15 protein-coding genes are annotated in these 17,613 nt (G+C 64.3%); 10 read left to right on the top strand and 5 right to left on the bottom strand.

Translation table 11 applies throughout. From position 1 onward, the window contains the following. The first annotated feature begins 292 nt into the window (after positions 1-292). Entirely contained in the window at positions 293-505 is a 213-nt protein-coding gene (locus AWB77_RS20225) for a hypothetical protein (RefSeq protein ID WP_061136231.1), read from the top strand. Positions 506-524: 19 nt separating this feature from the next. Here the strand turns inward: AWB77_RS20225 and AWB77_RS20220 are convergent, their stop codons facing one another. After that, the gene (locus tag AWB77_RS20220) at positions 525-1,745 is read right to left on the bottom strand and encodes a CaiB/BaiF CoA transferase family protein (protein ID WP_061136230.1); all 1,221 of its coding nucleotides are present in this window, start codon (positions 1,743-1,745) and stop codon (positions 525-527) included. Between the two features lie 209 nt (positions 1,746-1,954). On the opposite strand from AWB77_RS20220, the gene alaS reads away from it, so the two are divergent. The 9 genes from alaS (at position 1,955) to AWB77_RS20175 (ending at position 11,903) form a co-directional block, all read left to right on the top strand. Further along, on the top strand, positions 1,955-4,579 hold the full coding sequence (alaS, locus tag AWB77_RS20215; RefSeq protein ID WP_061136229.1) for an alanine--tRNA ligase: 2,625 nt from the start codon (positions 1,955-1,957) through the stop codon (positions 4,577-4,579). A gap of 803 nt (positions 4,580-5,382) precedes the next feature. After that, positions 5,383-5,619: a hypothetical protein gene (locus tag AWB77_RS20210; RefSeq protein ID WP_061136228.1), complete on the top strand. Its 237-nt coding sequence runs from the start codon at positions 5,383-5,385 to the stop codon at positions 5,617-5,619. 140 nt (positions 5,620-5,759) lie between these two features. Next, on the top strand, positions 5,760-6,794 hold the full coding sequence (locus AWB77_RS20205; RefSeq protein ID WP_061136365.1) for a threonine aldolase family protein: 1,035 nt from the start codon (positions 5,760-5,762) through the stop codon (positions 6,792-6,794). Positions 6,795-6,860: 66 nt separating this feature from the next. Continuing rightward, positions 6,861-8,009 carry a 4-hydroxybutyrate dehydrogenase gene (gene gbd / locus AWB77_RS20200; RefSeq protein ID WP_061136227.1) on the top strand — a complete coding sequence of 383 codons (1,149 nt, stop codon included), beginning with the start codon at positions 6,861-6,863 and terminating at the stop codon, positions 8,007-8,009. A gap of 3 nt (positions 8,010-8,012) precedes the next feature. Further along, entirely contained in the window at positions 8,013-8,450 is a 438-nt protein-coding gene (locus tag AWB77_RS20195) for an acyl-CoA thioesterase (RefSeq protein ID WP_061136226.1), read from the top strand. A gap of 67 nt (positions 8,451-8,517) precedes the next feature. Next, positions 8,518-9,399, top strand: coding sequence for a branched-chain amino acid ABC transporter permease (locus AWB77_RS20190; RefSeq protein WP_061136364.1), 882 nt, complete (start codon positions 8,518-8,520; stop codon positions 9,397-9,399). Then, positions 9,392-10,474, top strand: a complete 1,083-nt coding sequence (locus AWB77_RS20185) for a branched-chain amino acid ABC transporter permease (protein WP_061136225.1) — start codon at positions 9,392-9,394, stop codon at positions 10,472-10,474. The genes AWB77_RS20190 and AWB77_RS20185 overlap by 8 nt, the downstream gene beginning before the upstream one ends. Then, entirely contained in the window at positions 10,471-11,208 is a 738-nt protein-coding gene (locus tag AWB77_RS20180; RefSeq protein WP_061136224.1) for an ABC transporter ATP-binding protein, read from the top strand. The genes AWB77_RS20185 and AWB77_RS20180 overlap by 4 nt, the downstream gene beginning before the upstream one ends. Continuing rightward, the gene (locus AWB77_RS20175) at positions 11,205-11,903 is read left to right on the top strand and encodes an ABC transporter ATP-binding protein (RefSeq protein ID WP_061136223.1); all 699 of its coding nucleotides are present in this window, start codon (positions 11,205-11,207) and stop codon (positions 11,901-11,903) included. Before AWB77_RS20180 ends, AWB77_RS20175 begins: the two co-directional genes overlap by 4 nt. On the opposite strand, the gene iolB is transcribed toward AWB77_RS20175, so the two are convergent. The 4 genes from iolB to AWB77_RS20155 form a co-directional block, all read right to left on the bottom strand. Next, entirely contained in the window at positions 11,900-12,712 is an 813-nt protein-coding gene (gene iolB / locus AWB77_RS20170) for a 5-deoxy-glucuronate isomerase (protein ID WP_061136222.1), read from the bottom strand. The genes AWB77_RS20175 and iolB overlap by 4 nt on opposite strands. Further along, positions 12,709-13,611: a myo-inosose-2 dehydratase gene (gene iolE, locus AWB77_RS20165; RefSeq protein ID WP_061136221.1), complete on the bottom strand. Its 903-nt coding sequence runs from the start codon at positions 13,609-13,611 to the stop codon at positions 12,709-12,711. Before iolE ends, iolB begins: the two co-directional genes overlap by 4 nt. A gap of 129 nt (positions 13,612-13,740) precedes the next feature. Next, on the bottom strand, positions 13,741-15,624 hold the full coding sequence (iolD, locus tag AWB77_RS20160) for a 3D-(3,5/4)-trihydroxycyclohexane-1,2-dione acylhydrolase (decyclizing) (protein ID WP_061136220.1): 1,884 nt from the start codon (positions 15,622-15,624) through the stop codon (positions 13,741-13,743). After that, positions 15,621-17,609: a bifunctional 5-dehydro-2-deoxygluconokinase/5-dehydro-2-deoxyphosphogluconate aldolase gene (locus AWB77_RS20155; protein ID WP_061136219.1), complete on the bottom strand. Its 1,989-nt coding sequence runs from the start codon at positions 17,607-17,609 to the stop codon at positions 15,621-15,623. Before AWB77_RS20155 ends, iolD begins: the two co-directional genes overlap by 4 nt. Positions 17,610-17,613 lie beyond the last annotated feature (4 nt).

Here is a 17,613-nt window from a genome sequence, read left to right as displayed (position 1 = left end):
CGGGAAGCGCTCGTTGAAACACGAAACGCGTACGAAGGCCTTGAATATTGGGTCGATTCTACCTTACGCAACCGTCCGGGGCAGGCCGCGGCGGCGTCCGGACCCTTTCACGAGTTCCATTACGACGATTACGGCGAAACCCGCTCCGCGTAACCGCCGTAACGGGACGTAAATCGCGTTGAAAGGCGCTCGCGCGGCCTCGTAAGATCGGCTCGACTGCATCGAATGCGCCCGTCCACGCGGCGCGGGTGCGCAAAAAACACATCACAACGACAAAACAAGGACGCCCATCATGAAGAAGATCGCCATCACGACGCTCAAGTTCACCGCCGCCGCCGTGCTCGTGTCGAGCCTTGCGGCATGCGCCAACGTCTCGCGCCAGCAGGCGCACGCCGGGGTCGGCGCGGCGGCCGGAGGGGCGCTCGGCTATCTCGTCACGGGCGGGCCGATCGGCACCGTCGCGGGCGCGGCCGCGGGCGGGCTGATCGGCGCGGGCGTTCGCTGATTTTTTCGTCGATGAGCGCTCAGATCGCCTTGCTCTCCCGCAATCGCGCGATTTTTGCGTCGTCGTAGCCGAGCACGTCGGCGAGCACGCTCGACGTGTGCTCGCCCAGTAACGGCGGATGCGTGCGCGCCTCGGGCGGCGTCGCGCTCATCTTGATCGGACTCGCGACGAGTTTCACCGTGCCCGCCGTCGGATGCGGCAGATCGATCTGCATCTGGCGCGCGAGCACTTGCGGGTCCTCGAACACTTCGCCGAGATCGTTGATCGGGCCGCACGGCACGCCCGCCGCTTCGAGTTCGGCGATCCATTCGTGCTTGCCTTTCAGGCGCACCATGTCCGCGAGAATCGGCACGAGGATGTCGCGGTTGCGCACGCGCGACGGATTCGCGGCGAAACGCGCGTCGTCGGCCAGTTCCGGGCGCCCGCCGACTTCGACGAACTTGCGGAACTGCCCGTCGTTGCCGACCGCGACGATGATCCAGCCGTCGCTCGTCTGGAAGGTCTGATAGGGCACGATGTTCGGATGCGCGTTGCCCCAGCGCACCGGCGGCTTGCCGCTCGCGAGGAAGTTGGTGTTCATGTTGGCGAGCATCGCGACTTGCACGTCGAGCAGCGCCATGTCGATGTATTGCCCTTCGCCCGTGCGGTCGCGGTGCGCGAGCGCGGTGAGCACGCCGATGGTCGCGTACATGCCGGTCATCAGATCGGCGATCGCCACGCCCGCCTTTTGCGGGCCGCCGCCCGGCTGGCCGTCGCGCTCGCCGGTGATGCTCATGAATCCGCCGATTCCCTGCACAATGAAATCGTAGCCCGCGCGCGACGCATACGGCCCCGTCTGACCGAAACCCGTCACCGAGCAATAGACGATGTCCGGCTTCACCGCCTTCAGCGATTCGTAGTCGAGCCCGTACTTCTTCAGTTGCCCGGCCTTGTAGTTTTCGAGGACGACATCGCTTTGCGCGGCCAGCTCGCGCACGATCTGCTGGCCTTCCGGCGTGGCGATATCGACCGTCACCGAACGCTTGTTGCGGTTTGCCGCGAGATAGTACGCGGCCTCGTGCGTGTCCTCGCCTTCGGGCGTCCTGAGATAGGGCGGGCCCCAGTGGCGCGTGTCGTCGCCGGTTTCGGGCCGCTCGATCTTGATGACGTCCGCGCCGAAGTCGGCTAAGGTCTGCGCGCACCACGGCCCCGCCAGCACGCGGGTGAGGTCCAGCACGCGGATATGGCTCAACGCTCCCATTCGATGTGTCTCGCTTACGTTGTGTCTGCAGGATTGCGACTGTCGCACAGAACCGCCGCGCGCGCGATAGCGGGCGAGCGTCGGCCGGCCGCGTGCGGCGAATCCCGTATAATCGACAATCACCCTTGTTCCGCCGGCAGCGCTCTCGAACAGCCTTGAAGAGCCGCCCGCGGGCGCCATCAAAGAACCGAAGACACGCCCCGTACGCCATGAAAGCCGCCGAAATACGCGAGAAATTCCTGAAGTTTTTCGAATCGAAGGGCCACACTATCGTGCGTTCGTCGAGCCTCGTGCCCGGCAACGACCCGACGCTGCTTTTCACCAACTCGGGCATGGTCCAGTTCAAGGACGTGTTCCTGGGCAGCGAATCGCGTCCGTATTCGCGCGCGACCACCGCGCAGCGCAGCGTGCGCGCGGGCGGCAAGCACAACGATCTGGAGAACGTCGGCTACACCGCGCGCCATCACACGTTCTTCGAGATGCTTGGCAACTTCTCGTTCGGCGATTACTTCAAGCGCGACGCGATCCACTATTGCTGGGAACTGCTGACCAAGGTCTATCAGCTTCCGGCGGAAAAGCTCACGGTCACCGTCTACAAGGAAGACGACGAAGCCTTCGACATCTGGGCGAAGGAAATCGGCGTGCCGGTCGAGCGCATCATCCGCATCGGCGACAACAAGGGCGCGCGTTACGCATCGGATAATTTCTGGCAGATGGCCGACACTGGCCCGTGCGGCCCGTGCTCGGAAGTGTTCTACGACCACGGCCCGGAAATCTGGGGCGGCCCGCCGGGGTCTCCCGAAGAAGACGGCGACCGCTTCATCGAGATCTGGAATCTCGTGTTCATGCAGTTCAACCGCGACGCGCAGGGCAACATGACGCCGCTGCCCAAGCAGTGCGTCGATACGGGCATGGGCCTCGAACGCCTCGCCGCCGTGCTGCAGCATGTGCACAGCAACTATGAAATCGATCTGTTCCAGAACCTCATCAAGGCGGCCGCGCGTGAGACGAATACGCCGGATCTGGAAAACAACTCGCTGAAGGTGATCGCGGACCACATCCGCGCGTGCTCGTTCCTGATCGTCGATGGCGTGATTCCCGGCAACGAAGGCCGCGGCTATGTGCTGCGCCGTATCGTGCGCCGCGCGATCCGTCACGGCTACAAGCTCGGCAAGAAGGGCGCGTTCTTCAACAAGCTCGTGGCGGATCTCGTCGCGGAAATGGGCGCGGCGTATCCCGAACTGGCCGATGCGCAGCAGCGTGTAACCGACGTGCTGCGTCAGGAAGAGGAACGCTTCTTCGAAACGATCGAGCACGGCATGTCGATTCTCGAAGGCGAACTGGCCGATCTGGACAAGAAGGGCGTGAAGCAACTGGACGGCGAACTCGCGTTCAAGCTGCACGACACGTACGGCTTCCCGCTCGATCTGACGGCGGACGTGTGCCGCGAGCGCGGCGTGACCGTCGACGAACCCGCGTTCGACGACGCGATGGCGCGCCAGCGCGACCAGGCGCGCGCGGCGGGCAAGTTCAAGCTCGCGGCGGGCCTCGAGTATTCGGGCGCGAAGTCCACGTTTCACGGCTACGAGAAGGAAATTTTCGACGACGCGAAGATTCTCGCGCTGTACGTCGAAGGCGCGTCGGTGAAGGAAGCGAAGGACGGCCAGCAGGCGGTGGTCGTGCTCGATCACACGCCGTTCTACGCGGAATCGGGCGGCCAGGTCGGCGATCAGGGCGTGCTCGCGAATGCGAACGTGCGCTTCGCGGTCGCGGATACGCTTAAAGTGCAGGCCGATGTCGTCGGTCATCACGGCACGGTCGAGCAGGGCACGCTGAAGGTCGGCGACGTCGTGAAGGCGGAAATCGACGCTATCCGCCGCGCGCGCACGGCCCGCAACCATTCGGCTACACACCTGATGCACAAGGCGTTGCGCGAAGTGCTCGGTGGCCACGTGCAGCAGAAGGGTTCGCTCGTCGACGCCGATAAAACGCGCTTCGACTTCGCGCACAACGCACCGATGACCGACGACGAAATCCGTCGCGTCGAGCAGATCGTGAACAGCGAGATCATTGCGAATGCGCCGGGCGTCGTGCGCGTGATGTCCTACGACGACGCGGTGAAGGGCGGCGCGATGGCGCTCTTCGGCGAGAAGTACGGCGACACGGTGCGCGTACTCGATCTCGGCTTCTCTCGCGAGCTGTGCGGCGGCACGCATGTGCAGCGCACGGGCGATATCGGATTCTTCAAGATCGTGATGGAAGGCGGCGTCGCGGCGGGCATTCGCCGTGTCGAGGCGATCACCGGCGACAACGCCGTGCGCTACGTGCAGGAGTTGGATCAACGCATCAATGCTGCGGCGGGTGTGCTGAAGGCGCAGCCTTCGGAGCTGACGCAGCGTATCGCGCAGGTTCAGGAGCACGTGAAGTCGCTGGAGCGGGAACTGGGCGCGCTGAAGTCGAAGCTGGCGGCGAGCCAGGGCGATGAACTCGTCGCGCAGGCTGTCGATGTTTCCGGCGTGCAGGTGCTTGCCGCGCAACTCGAAGGCGCGGATGTGAAGACGCTGCGTGAAACCGTCGACAAGCTGAAGGACAAGCTGAAGAGCGCGGCGATCGTGCTGGCTTCGGTGGATGGCGGGAAGGTGAGTCTCATCGCGGGTGTGACGCCCGATGCGTCGAAGAAGGTCAAGGCGGGTGAGCTTGTCAACTTTGTCGCGCAGCAGGTTGGTGGGAAGGGTGGTGGTCGGGCTGACATGGCGCAGGCTGGTGGTACTGAGCCTGGAAAGTTGCCTGCGGCGCTGGCGGGCGTGACGGGATGGGTGCAGGGGCAACTGTAGTATCGCTGGCGATTTGTTTGCGCCGGATCCCGTTTTGTTGTTGGTTTATTAGCGCTGCCCCTGTGCGGGGCGGCAGTCACTTTCTTTGCTGCTGCAAAGAAAGTAACCAAAGAAAGCAGCTTTTCAGGCCCGCGGTCACACGCACGTTGGGTAGTTCTCTCGTCCACGGTGGCACTCGCCTAAAGAGTGCCCTCACAATCCAAATCGTGCTTGGCTCGCGCACGGTCTGACACATCGCGCGGCGTGGCTCGCTGGTTCAGCGCGATACAGCTCCGGCCCGCTACGCGGCCGATGGGTTAATCGGGTGTGCAAGCGCCGGCGCGAGAGCAAGAGCAGGTACAGGCGCAGGGCGCAGGCGCACCGTTGTTTTCCCTTGCATACCCGACGGCAGCGCGTAGCGCTGTGCCGAAGCTATTTCGTGCTGAGCCAGCGTCCAAAGAGTAATGGTTAGTCAGACCGTGCGCGATCCAAGCCCGGTTGGGCCTATGAGAGCGACACTAAGGCGAGTGCCACCGAGGACGAGAGAACTACCCAACGTGCGTGTGACCGCGGGCTTGAAAAGCTGCTTTCTTTGGTTACTTTCTTTGCAGCAGCAAAGAAAGTGACTGCCGCCCCGCACAGGGGCAACGCTAATAAACCGATAACAAAATGGGATCCGGCGAAAAAACATAAAAACACCGCTAGGTATGCGAGAGAAATCAACGAAGAACAAGACCAAATTCCGCCGACAAAAAAATTACAACCTGTCAGGCACACCCCGTGCATCTCCCCCACACGTTCAACTAAAAAAGGGAGATACAACCATGAGTCGCAAAATCACCTTGATCGTTCTCACGTCGGCGATGCTTGCAGCAACTGGCGCAGCACAGGCCAAGGGCTGCATTGAAGGCGCGGCGGTGGGCGGTGTCGCGGGCCACGTCGCGGGCAAGCACGGCACGGCGGGTGCGGTCGGCGGCTGCGCCATCGGCCATCACGAAGCCAGCAAGAAGGAAAAGAAGGCACAGCAGGCCAACGCAGCGAGCGCGCCCGACAGCAAGTAACCGCGCACGCGGTCAGCAAAGACGATGTACCGCTAAAATGCCCGGATTGCCGGCGCGCGGATGCTGAACGATCGTTTCGCATCCGCGCGCCGCGTTCAACCCGGCCATCCAGCGACCACATGACAGCGCCCACGGACCCGATTCAACACTTCGCCTCCGACAACTACGCGGGCATCTGCCCCGAAGCGCTGCAGGCGCTCATTCAAGCCAACACGAGCGGCCACGAGCCCGCGTACGGCGACGACTCCTGGACGACGCAAGTCTGCGACCGCATCCGCGATCTCTTCCAGACCGATTGCGAAGTTTTCTTCGTCTTTAACGGCACCGCCGCGAATTCGCTCGCGCTCGCATCGCTCTGTCAGTCGTATCACTCGGTGATCTGCCACGAACTCGCGCACATCGAAACCGATGAATGCGGCGGCCCCGAATTTTTCTCCGGCGGCTCGAAGCTGCTCACCGCGAAAGGCGAGAACGGCAAGCTCACGCCCGATGCCATCGAGGAACTCGTCACCAAACGCGCGGATATCCACTACCCGAAGCCGAAGGTCGTCGCGCTCACGCAGGCAACCGAAGTCGGCACCGTATACACCGTCGAGGAGATTCGCGCGATCGCGGCCATCGCCAAGCGCCGGCATCTGAAGATTCATATGGACGGCGCGCGCTTCGCCAACGCGGTCGCGACGCTCAACGTGCATCCGTCGGAGATCACATGGCGCGCGGGCGTCGACGTGCTGTGCTTCGGCGGCACCAAAAACGGCTTGCCGGTGGGTGAAGCGGTCGTGTTCTTCGATAAAGCCCTCGCCGCCGATTTCGCGTATCGCCTGAAGCAGGCCGGTCAGCTCGCCTCGAAGATGCGCTTCATCTCCGCGCCGTGGCTCGGTCTGCTCGATGACGGCGTGTGGCTGCGCAACGCGCGTCATGCGAACGCGATGGCATCGCTGATGGCCGAGCGCCTCACCGGCATTCCGGGCGTGTCCTTGCTGTTCAAGCCCGAAGCGAACGCGGTGTTCGCCAAATTGCCGGCGCGCGTCGCGGCGGCGCTGCGTGCGAAGGGCTGGCGCTTCTATCAGTTCATCGGTTCCGGTGGATGTCGCCTGATGTGCGCGTGGGACACGCAGCAGGAGACCGTCGAGCGTTTCACGGACGAAGTGCGCGCGCTCTGCGCGTCGACCTAATCCGGATTGACACCGGCGGCGCGCGGCTCCAACATGGGCCGCACCTCTTCCATCGATGCCGACACCATGGCCTTCATCTTTTACCTGACCCACATTCATCTCGGCTACGACGCGCTACAGTCGCTGCAAAGCGAATGCGCGCGCATCGGCATGAAGCGTCCGCTCGTCATCACCGATAAAGGCGTCAGGGCGGCAGGGCTCGCCGATCGCGTGATCGACAGCGCGAAGCTCGGCGCGCTGCCGGTCTTCGACGACACGCCGTCGAATCCGACCGAAGCGATGGTCGTGCAGGCCGCCGGGCAGTACAGGCGCGATGGCTGCGACGGGCTGATCGCGGTCGGCGGCGGCTCGTCGATCGATCTGGCGAAAGGCGTGGCGATCGCAGCGACGCACGACGAGTCGCTCACCAACTACGCGACGATCGAAGGCGGCAGCGGCAAGATCACCGAGCGCGCAGCGCCCTTGATCGCGGTGCCGACGACATCGGGCACGGGCAGCGAAGTCGCGCGCGGCGCGATCATCATCCTGAACGACGGGCGCAAGCTCGGCTTCCATTCGTGGCATCTGCTGCCGAAGTCGGCGATCTGCGATCCGTCGCTCACGCTCGGCCTGCCGCCCGCGCTCACTGCCGCGACCGGAATGGACGCGATCGCGCACTGCATCGAAACGTTTCTCGCGCCCGCGTTCAATCCGCCCGCCGACGGCATCGCGCTCGATGGACTCGAACGCGCGTGGGCCAACATCGAACGCGCGACGCACGACGGCCAGGACCGCGACGCGCGTCTCAACATGATGTCCGCATCGATGCAGGGCGCGATGGCGTTTCAGAAGGGTTTGGGCTGCGTGCATTCGCTGTCGCATCCGCTCGGCGGGCTCGCGGTGAACGGGCGCACGTCGCTGCATCACGGGACGCTGAACGCGGTCGTGCTGCCCGCCGTGCTGCGCTTCAACGAAAGCGCGCCGTCGGTCGTCGCGGAGCGGCGTTTCGCGCGCATGCGCCGCGTGATGAATCTCGGCGATAACGCCGATATCGCGCAGGCCGTGTACGACTTGACCGCGCGTCTCGGCTTGCCGACGCGCCTGTCGCAGATGGGCGTCGACGAAAGCATGTTCGACAAGGTGGTGAAGGGCGCGCTGGCGGATCATTGCCACAAGACGAATCCGCGCGAGGCGAGCGCCGACGATTATCGACGCATGCTGACGGAGTCCCTCTGAGCGATGAGCAAGCCGGTCCGATCCACGCGCGCGCAATACGCGCATTTCCTGCCGATCAGCACGCGCTGGTCCGATAACGACGTCTACGGGCACATCAACAACGTCGTCTACTACAGCTATTTCGATACGGTGGTGAACGAGTACCTGCTGCGCGCGGGCGTGCTCGACTTCAGCGAGGGCGCGACCATCGGCCTCGTTGTCGAGACGCGCTGCAACTTCTTCGCGCCGGTTGTCTTTCCCGAGCCGATAGAGGCGGGTCTGCGCGTCGAGAAGCTCGGCAATACCAGCGTGCGCTACGAAGTCGCGATCTTCACGCAAGGCGCCGACGAAGCCGCGGCGCAAGGGCATTTCGTGCATGTCTACGTGGATCGCGTGACGCGCAGGCCGGTGTCGTTGCCCGCGCCGCTCGTCTCTGCGTTGAAGCCGCTCATCACCCGCTGAGGTCGTCTTGCTTCAGTGGTTCGCCGCGAGTCTGCTCAACGGCGTGAGCGTGGGCTTGCTGCTCTTCATGTTATCGGCGGGACTCACGCTGATCTTTTCGATGCTCGGCGTGCTCAACTTCGCGCACGCGAGCTTCTACATGCTCGGCGCGTATGTCGGTCAGGCGCTCGCCGCGTATGGCGGATTCTGGTTCGCGTTGATCGTCGCGCCGGTCGTCGTCGGCATCGCGGGTGCTGCGTTCGAACGGCTGCTGTTGCGACGCGTGCATGCGCGCGGCGCACTCGCGGAAATGCTGCTGACGTTCGGCGCGGCCATCGTGATCGGCGAGGGCGTGAAGCTCGTCTGGGGACTCGGGCCGCTGCCCTCCGCCATTCCGCGCGTGCTCGACGGCGCGCTTTTCACGTTCGATGGCGCATCGTTCGCACGCTATCGCGGGTTCATGATGGCGGTCGCGCTCGTCATGCTCGGCGCGCTCTGGCTCGCGTTGCGCGTGTCGAAGACCGGGCTCGTGGTGCGCGCGGCGCTCACGCATCCCGCGACCGTCGAAACGCTCGGCCACGATGTGCCGCGCGTCTTCACGATGGTCTTCGGGCTCGGCACGGCGATTGCCGCGCTCGGCGGGGTGATCGGCGCGCCGCTTGCCGTCATCGAGCCTGGCATGGCCGATGCGATGGGCCCGATCGTGTTCGTCGTCGTCGTGACCGGCGGGCTCGGATCGCTATCTGGTGCGCTCGTCGCGTCGCTTTTGATCGGCTGCGTGCAGACGTTCGCGATCGGCGCGAGCGCGACGGCGGGCGGCATCGCGACGTCGCTCGGCGTGAGCTTGCCGCCGGCGTGGGCCACGCTGACCGTCGCGCAACTCGCGCCCGTGCTGCCTTATCTGCTGCTCGTCGCGATGCTGGCCGCGCGCCCGCGCGGGCTTTTCGGCGAGCGCACGCGAGATGCATAAGCTCTTCATCGCGCTATTCGTTGCGCTTGCGCTGCCGCTTTTCATCGCGGATCAATCGTGGCTGCTCGCGTATTGCGCGCAGACCGCGACGCTCATCGTCTTCGCGCTCTCGTACAACTTGCTGCTCGGCCAAACGGGGCTGCTCTCGTTCGGCCACGCGGTGTATGCCGGCCTCGGCGCGTTCGCCGCCGCGCACGCGTTCAACCGCTTCGGCGTGCCGCTGCCCTTGTTGCCGATGGTCGGCGGATGCGCGGCAATGTTTGTCGCCATTATCTTCGGCGCGATCACGACGCAGCGCGCGGGCACCGCATTCGCGATGATCACGCTCGGCTTGAGCGAACTCGTCGCCGCGTGCGTGTGGCTCGTGCCGGGCTGGTTCGGCGGCGAGGGCGGCGTGACGATCGATCGCGCGAGCGGGCCCGCGTTATTTGCGTGGACGTTCGGGCCGCTGCGCGAGGCGTATGTGCTGATCGCGTGCTGGTGCGCGGCATCGGCGCTTGCGATGTTTGCGTTCTCGCGCACGCCGATGTGCCGCTTGGCCAACGCAGTGCGCGACAATCCCGCGCGCGCGGCCGCGATCGGCTTCGCGCCGGCGCGCGTGCGTTTGCGCATGCTCGTCGTATCGGCATTCTTTGCGGGCATCGCGGGCGTGATGGCCTTGATCAACGTCGAGCTAGTGTCGTCGGAGAGCGTTGGTCTTGCGCGTTCGACGAGCGTGCTCGTCGCGACCGTGATCGGCGGCGCGGGCACGTTCTTCGGACCGGTGATCGGCGCGGTGCTTCTCACGTTTTTCAGCGTCGGGCTCGCGAGCCTCACCGCCGCGTGGCCGATGTATCTCGGCCTCTTCTTCATGTGGATCGTCGTCGTGTCGCCGGAGGGCGTCGCGGGATTTTTCCGGCGCGATGCGCGGTCCGTGCGCGCAGGCATATCGAGCGCGATAGCGTGGGGCGTCGCGGTCGTCGTGACGGTCGAATCGCTCTACGCGGGACGTCACGATGCGCGTGCGTGGTTCATCGCCGTGCCGTGCGCATTGCTGGGCGTATTGCTTGCACGACGCACGAGGACCACGCGATGAACGCGCTCGAACTGAATGGCATCGTCAAACGCTTCGGTGCGACGCGCGTGTTGCGGGGTGTCGATCTGCACGTCGCGCAAGGCGAACGGCACGCGCTCATCGGACCGAACGGCGCGGGTAAGTCGACGCTTTTCGATCTCATCTCGGGACGCGCGCGGCCCGATGGCGGACGCATCGTCGCGAACGGAATCGACATTACAGGCAAGCCGCCACAACGCGTGTCGCGCTCGCTCGCGCGCAGCTTTCAGACGACGAGCGTGTTCGGCGGTTTGTCCGTGCTCGACAACTTGCGGTGCGCGGCGCTCCGCGCGGCATCGTCGCGCTTTGTCGATCGATGGCTGCCTTCGCGTCGAATCGATGCGCGCGCGCACGCGATGCTCGATGCCATCGGCCTGGCCGCACGCGCCGGCGAATGCGCGGCGCGTCTGACTTACGCAGAGCAGCGCGCGCTCGATCTCGGTATCGCGCTCGCCACCGATGCGCCGCTCATTCTGCTCGACGAGCCCACGGCCGGCATGAGCCGCGCCGAGGCGACGCGCGCGCTCGAACTCATTCGCGCGACGACGCAAGGGCGCACGCTGCTCGTCATCGAGCACGACATGGACGCGGTGTTCGGTCTCGCCGATCGCATTTCGGTGCTCGTGCGCGGGCGTGTGATCGCGAGCGATACGCCCGCCGCGATTCGCGCGAATCACGATGTGCAGCAGGCGTATCTCGGCGGGGTCCTGTCATGAGCGCGCAACTGCATATCGACAACCTGTGCGCGTGGTATGGCGCGGCGCAAGTGCTGCATGGCGTGCATTTGCGTATCGACGATGGTGAGGCGGTGGCGCTCGTCGGCCGCAATGGCTCGGGACGATCGACGCTCGCTAAGGCCATCATGGGACTCGTGCGCTGCGCGGGCGACATGCGTTATCGCGATGTTCAGCTTGTCGGATTGCGGGCGCATCGCATCGCGCGGCTGGGCATCGGTTACGTGCCCGAAACGCGTGACGCGTTCCCCGCGCTCACGGTGCGCGAGAACCTGCTGCTCGGTGAACGGAAGGGCACGCGTTTCACGTTGCGCGATGCGTACCGGTTGTTTCCGGTGCTCGAGGAGCGTTCGTCGGTAAAGGCGGGCGCGTTGTCGGGCGGCGAGCAGCAGATGCTCGCACTCGCGCGCACGTTGACGGGCGATCCATCGCTCGTCGTTATCGACGAACCGGGCGAAGGACTCGCGCCGCAGGTGCTCGCGCAAGTGGCCGCGTGTCTCGCGATGCTGCGCGAACGCGGCGTGGCGATGCTGCTGATCGAAGAGCGATTGACGATCGCGCGCGCGCTCGATGCGCGCGTCGCGGTGATGGGGCAGGGGGTGATCCGGTTCGATGGGGCGATCGCCTCGCTTGTCCGAAACGAGGCGGTCATGCGCGAATGGCTTTCGGTCGGTTAAGTCGAAGCCTTGCTATCCCTCTCCACGATCCACTCGTGCTTCGGATCGTTCTTGAAGTGCCACGTGCGCTTGTCTCCCGCCATCACGTTCAAATAATAGTTGTCGTAGCCATACGGCACGACGACCGGATGATACCCGCGCGGCACCATGACGACATCGTGATCCTCGACGGCCATCGTTTCATCGAGATCGCGTTCATCGGTATAGACGCGCTGAAACGCGAAGCCTTGCGACGGATTCAGCCGATGATAATAAGTCTCTTCGAGCGAACTCTCGACGGGCACGTTGTCCTTATCGTGCTTGTGCGGCGGATAGCTCGACGCATGGCCGCCCGGCGTGCGCACCTCGACGACGAGCAGCGACTCCGCGCACTCCGTTTGCGGAAGAATGTCGCACACGTAGCGCGTATTCGCGTTCTTGCCGCGCGTCGAGCGCTTCATCTGCGATGGCTCGATGAGTCGCGGCGGAAACTCGCCTTTGGCGGGCGCGCTCGCGACGCCGATCTCCGCATCGCGTTCCGCACGCACGATCGCGGCGAGCTTAGGCGGCACGTAGACCGCGTAGGGCGCGGCGTCTTCGAACACGCTGTCGCGCGAGCCGATCGACTGATAATGCTCGTCGCCCGCTTCGACGCTCACGGTGCCCGTGAGCACGACGATGCAGCTTTCGCGATCCGCGTCGTAGACATGCACGACATCGCCCGCATTCAGGCGATACGCCGCGAAGCCGACGTGCTTCCAGCCCGCGGAATCGGGCGTAACGCGCGCGATGGTTTGTCCTTCGCGCGATGCTTTCACTAGCAGGCTCATGCCGCCTCCTTGAATGTTGCGTCGACGAGCGCACGCAGCGTGCGATAGCCCTTGTCGGCATAGGCATAACTCGGCGCGATCACTGGATCCTGCTCGGCTTCGACGACGAGCCAGCCTTCGTAATCATGTTTCGCAAGACACGCGATGATGCCCGGATAGTCGACGCAGCCGTCGCCCGGCACGGAAAACGCGCCGTTGATGACCGCATCGAGAAAGCTCCAGTTGCGATTGCGCGCGAGCTTCACGATGTCGGGGCGCACGTCCTTGCAATGCACGTGGCACACACGTTCGATGTGCTTTTGCAGCACGGTGAGCGCATCGCCGCCGGCGAACGTGATGTGTCCCGCGTCGAACAGCAGGCCGACGGCATCGTTGGTGAGCGCCATCAGGCGATCGACATCCGCGGGCGTTTCGACATACGCGCCCATGTGATGATGATAGGCGACGCGCACGCCGCGCGAGAGCGTGTATTCGGCGAAGCGGTTCAGGCGCTCGGCGTAGGCGCTCCATTGCGCATCGGAGAAGAAGCGCGGACGTTGACAGAGCGGCTTCGGCGCGCCCTGGATCGAGTTCGCGACTTCGCCGTAGACCATGACGGCTGCGCCGTTTTTTGCGAGCAGTTCGAGGTGTGGGGCGACAGCTTCGATCTCTTCTTCCGCGCTGCGTTCTGCGAGTTTGCCGGAATACCAGCCGGAGACTAGCGCCAGGTCGTACTGCGCGAGCAAGGTTTTTAGCGCTTGCGGTTCGCGGGGGAACTTGTTGCCTAGCTCGAAGCCTTCATAGCCGATTTGTTTTCCTTCCGTCAGTGCGGTTGCTAAAGGCGTTTCACCGCCAAGGGATGGCAGGTCGTCGTTCATCCACGACAATGGATTTATGCCTATGCGGATTTTTTGTGGCATGTTGTTTGGTTTCCTTGTTTTGGCTTTCGCCGGATCCCGTTTTCATGTTGGTCTATTAGCACTGCCCCTGTGCGGGGCAGAGCCAATAGACCACTAACAAAGCAGGATTCCATAGCGGCGTAGGCGCAATCAAACACGACGAGCCTTGAGAGCCTGCTCATAGGCCTCCCGAGCCACAACCACAGCCGCGCGATCGGATACTTCGGGCACAGCAACTTCCCACCACCACCCTCCTTCGAGAGTAGGCCGCGCAGGATCGGTATCGATAGAGATGAGATAACTTCGATCCGCCGCCCTTGCGCGCTTCATCGCAACGACAAGCTCGTCGATATTGGCAACATGCTCCGACAAAGCGCCAAGCGATCGCGCATGCATCGCGAAATCGATCTCCGGCGCCCCAAGCGCGCCCTGCTTGCAATCATCGATGAGATTGTTGAACGGCGCGCCGCCACAAGCCTGCTGCAAGCGATTGATGCACCCGAACCCGCGATTGTCGAGCAACACGACGATGATCTTCGCGCCAAGCATCACCGACGTAGCAAGCTCGCTGTTCATCATCAGATAGCTGCCATCGCCGACGATCACGATCACCTCGCGCTCGGGCCGCGCAATCTTCACGCCGACGCCGCCCGCGATCTCATAGCCCATGCACGAATAGCCATATTCGACGTGATAGCCGCCCGGCCCGGCCGTACGCCAGAGCTTCTGCAAATCGGCGGGCAGCGTGCCCGCGGCGCACACGACGATATCGTTCGCAGCGGAAGCATCGTCAGAACGCTGCACCGCGCCGATCACATCGGCCTCGCGCGGCAACGCGCCATCCGCGACAGGCGTATCCGTCACATGCGCAACCGTCTCGCGCCATTCGTTCGCAAGCCGATGCGCACGCGTCGTCCATTGCGGCGATGCACGCCAGTCGCCGAGCGCAGCCGATAACGCATCGAGCGCCGCGCACGCATCGGCCTGCACGGCGAGCGCGTTCTGCTTGAGCGCATCGAACGGATTCGCGTTGATCGCGACGAGCCGCGCCTGCGCAAAGAGCGTGTTCGATCCGGTCGTGAAGTCCTGCAGACGCGTGCCGAGCGCAAGCACGCAATCGCTCGCGTTCGCGAGTTCGTTCGCAGCCGTTGCACCCGTCACGCCAATGCCGCCGACGTTCAACGCATCGTCCCACGCAAGCGCGCCTTTGCCCGCCTGCGTCTCCGCGACCGGCACGCCGTGCCTGTGCGCAAAGGCGCGCAAGGCATCGGTCGCGAGTCCGTACAGCACACCGCCACCCGACACGATCAACGGCTCGCGCGCCTCGCGCAGCATCGCTGCGGCACGCTCGATCTCACGCGGCACCGGCGCGGGCGCATGAAACTCAACGACGCCCGGCTCGAAAAACGAAGCAGGATAGTCATACGCCATCGCCTGCACGTCCTGCGGCAACGCGAGCGTGACCGGGCCGCATTGCGCCGCATCGGTGAGCACGCGGATCGCGCGTGGCAAGGCGCTCAACAACTGCGCCGGATGCACGATGCGATCGAAATATCGCGACACCGCCTTCAACGCATCGTTTGCGGATACGCCGCCGTCGTGGCTGTCCTCGACTTGCTGCAGCACCGGATCGGGCGCGCGCGACACGAAGATATCGCCCGGCAGCAACAGGACCGGCAAGCGGTTGACATGCGCGAGCGCGGCGGCCGTCACGAGATTGGTCGCGCCCGGACCGATCGATGTCGTCACCGCCATCATGCGACGCCGCATATGCGCCTTCGCATACGCAATCGCACTGTGCGCCATCGCCTGCTCGTTGTGCGCGCGATACGTCGGCAATTCATCGCGATGCCGATACAACGCCTCGCCCATGCCCGCGACATTGCCATGCCCGAAGATCGCGAAGACGCCGCCGAAAAGCGGCTCGCCATGTTCGGTGCGAAGCGCCGCGAGATAGCGCACGAGCGCCTGCGCGGCGGTCATTCGAATGGTCGAGCTCACAGCGGTATCCGATTGCATTGCACGCTGGTTCATGCGGCCTGCTCCTCTTGTGCGTGAGATGTGTCGTGCGATGCACGCGCGTCGCGCCATGCATCGATCAGCGCTTCGAACGTGCGGCGCACGCGCGCGATTAGTTCGCTATCGTCGATCTCGCCCGCGAGCCACGCATGACTCGGCTCATGAAAGATCGTGCGCCCGACCGTGAAGCCCTTGCAACTCTTCGACGATGCCGCCGCCCTGAAGCCATCGCGCAACTGGTCGACGCCCGCCGACAAACCGAGCAGCACGACGCCTCTGCAATACGGATCGCGCTCGGCGATGAGCGCATCGACAGCTTGCCATTGCGTCGCGCTCATCGGTTCGAGCTTCCACCACTCCGGATAGATGCCGAGGTTATAAAGACGCTTCAACGCGCGATACACGGTGTCGTCTTCGACCGGCGGCCCGTTCTTCGGCACGATCACTTCGAGCAGCAGTTCGTTGCCGCTTTCCTGCACGGCATCGTAGAGCGCGCGCAACTGCGCTTCCTGTTCGAGGCGCACGTCATGCGGATGATCGGGGTGATACTGCACGAGACACTTCGCAACCTGCTCGCGCGGCCATTGAATAAGCGTCGTGCCGATCGAGCGCCCATGATCGAATTCGAGCGGCATCGAACCGGGCAACTCGACCGGGCGGCCGATCCACCAGCCGCGTCCCGTCGCCGCGTTCAACGCATCCTGTCCATATCGATCGTCGATCAATACGCCGATGCGTCCTTCGAGCATGTGCTCCTTCTCCGTCTGCGCGACGGCTTCGACGAACAGGTTCTTCAGCGTCGAGATGCGCGCTTCGCTCGCGCCCGTTTGCTGCGCGAGATCGAAGAACTGATTGCGATGATCGAACGCGAATCCGAGCACTTCGTTCCATTGCTTGCGCCTCGGACTCACGCGATGCAGACGCGCGAGCTTCGGATCGCGATCCGGGCGGCGCATGCGCGCCGGGTCTTGCCTGGCCGCATCGAGAAAGTAATCGAGTTCGGCGGGCGTGGGCATCGCGGGCGCGCAGCCGTGACGCGACACGACGAGCGCGCCGCATGCATTGGCCGTGCGCGCGCACGCTTCGAGCGGCTCGTCGCGCAGCCATCCCGAGAGGAAGCCTGAGGCGAACGCATCGCCCGCGCCGAGCACGTTGAGCACTTCCACTTCGACGCCGCCATGAACCGGCGCATCGTCGATGGAAGAGGGCACCGCGCCTTCGATGATCGAGCAGCCGAGCGGCCCGCGCTTCACGACCAGCGTCGCGCTCGTGACCTTGCGGACCATCGCGAGCGCATCGATCAGACGGTCCTTGCCGCCCGCGATGCGAAACTCTTCTTCCGTGCCGATGACGAGATCGATCAGCGGCAGAATGCGCTGCAAATGTGCGGTTACGCCTTCGTTCGCGATGAAGCGCGTCTCGCCATCCGCCTTGCCCGTGAGACCCCACAAGACCGGCCGATAGTCGATGTCGAGTATCGTGCGCACGTCGTTGCGCCGCGCGTAGTCCAGTGCGCGTCGGCTCGTGCGGTTGACCTGTTCCGTCGAGAAGTGGGTGCCGGTAATGAGCAGCGCCTTCGACGACGCGATATACGCTTCATCGAAATCGTTCTCGTCGACGGCCATGTCCGCGCAGTTCTCGCGATAGAACACGAGCGGGAACGTGTCGCGGTCTTCGAGGCCGAGCAGCACGAGCGCGGTGAGCCGCTCGCGATCGATGCGCACATGACTCACGTCGCAGCCTTCGCGTTCGAGCGTCTCGGCGAGAAAGCGCCCCATGTGATCGTTGCCGACGCGCGCGAGCATCGATGAGTTGAGCCCGAGCCGCGCGCAGCCGAACGCGATGTTCGCCGACGAACCGCCGAGATACTTCGCGAACGTCGATACGTCTTCGAGACGCGCGCCGACGTTCTGCGCATACAGATCGACGGCGAGACGCCCGAGGCACACGATATCGCGCGTGCGGTCCGGCGCGAAGCGAGAGGTGTTTTGTGTTGGCATGGAT

Origin of the sequence: Caballeronia fortuita, from assembly GCF_001544835.2 — a bacterium.
Taxonomy (GTDB): domain Bacteria; phylum Pseudomonadota; class Gammaproteobacteria; order Burkholderiales; family Burkholderiaceae; genus Caballeronia; species Caballeronia fortuita.
The sequence above is the reverse complement of the archived record's forward strand: the minus strand, read 5'-3'. Positions and strand labels throughout refer to the sequence as shown.